Origin of the sequence: Bradyrhizobium sp. LVM 105, from assembly GCF_003957705.1 — a bacterium.
GTDB lineage: Bacteria > Pseudomonadota > Alphaproteobacteria > Rhizobiales > Xanthobacteraceae > Bradyrhizobium > Bradyrhizobium frederickii.
The window spans coordinates 1-1,363 of the sequence record NZ_QZMV01000084.1 but is presented as its reverse complement, the minus strand read 5'-3'; the positions used below and the strand labels follow the sequence as shown (position 1 = coordinate 1,363).

The window sequence follows — 1,363 nt, the reverse complement described above, 5'->3', positions numbered from 1 at the left end:
TTTTCCTTCTTCATTCCTTCTTCTCTTTTCTCTCTCATCCAATTTTTCATCCTCTTTTTTTTCTTCCCCCCTTCCTTCTTTTTTTCTTCTTCTTTCTCTCCTCTTCTCCCTTCTCTCCTCCCTTCTTTCTTTCTCTTCTCTCTCCTTCTCTCCTTTCTTCTCTTCCTCCTTCTCCTTCCAATTTTTCCTCTTTTTTCCTCCCCTCTCCTTCTTTCCCTCTCCCTTCTCCCCCCCCCCTCCCCTTTCTTTCCCCTTTCCTTTCCTTTTTCTTTCCCTTTCTCTCTTTCTCTTTTTTCTCCTTTTCTTCTTTTTTTTTCTCCTCCTCCTCTTTCTTCTTTTCCTTTTTCCCTTTCTCTCTCTCCTCTTTCTCCTCCTTCTCTCCCTCTTTCTTCTTCTCCTCCTTCCCCTTTTTCTCTCTCTCCTTCCCTCCCTCTCTTCTTCCTCCCTCCTTTCCTTCTTCTCCTTCCTTTCTTCCCCTCTCCTCTCCTCCTCTTCCCTCTTCCTCTTCTCTCTCTCCCTCTTCTTCCTTCCTTCTTTCCCTTTCTCCCTTTCCTCTCCTGGCTTCCCCTCTCTCTTTTCTCCCTCTCTCCTCCCCTCTCCTCCCTCTCTTTTCTCTCTTTCTCCCCCCTCTCCTCTTTTCTCTCTCTCTTCTCTTTCCCTTCCCTCTTCCTTTTTCCCTCCTTCCTTTTCTCCTTCCTTTCTCTCTTTTTTTCTCTTCTTTTTTTCTTTCTTTTTCTTCTTTTCTTTTTTCTTTTCCTTTCTCTCCTTTCTTCTCTTCTTCTTCCTTTCTTTTTTTTTCTCTTTCTCTCTTCTTCTTCTTTTCTTTTTTCTTCCCTTCCTTTCTTTCCTTCGTCTTCTTTTTCCTTCTCTCTCTCTTCTTTCTCTCCTTTTCTTCCCTTCTTTCTTTTCTCCCCTTTTCCCCTCCTCCTCTCTCTCCTTCTCTTCTCTCTCTCCCCCTTCCCTTCCTCCCCCCTCCTTCTCTCCCTTTCCCTCCCCTTCTCTCTTCCCCTCCCCCCCCTTTCCCTCCTTCCTCTTCTCCCCTCTCCTTTCCAACTCTCGACAAGTCTCTCTTTCCTCCCCCTTTCTTCCTTTTTCCCTTTCTTTTTCCTCCTTTCTCTTTCTCCTTCCCTCTTTTCCCCCTCCCCCTTTCCTCCTTTTTCTCCTTCTTCTCCTCTTCTCCTCTTTCTCTCTTCCCCCCTTCTCTCTCTTCTCTTCTTCCTTCCCTTCCTCCCTTCTCTTCTTCTCCTTCCTTCTCTTTTTCCTCTCTTCTTTCTCTTCTCCCTTTTCTCTCCTTTTCTCTTTTTCCTTTCCTTCTCTCTCCCTCCTCGCTCCTTTCCCCTCCCTCTTCTCTCCTCCTTTTCTT

General features: G+C 45.8%; 1 protein-coding gene. It reads right to left on the bottom strand.

The features are described 5' to 3' along the window. Positions 1-1,363: hypothetical protein (locus D6B98_RS42195; RefSeq protein ID WP_164719176.1), on the bottom strand; the 1,363-nt coding region annotated here is incomplete at both ends.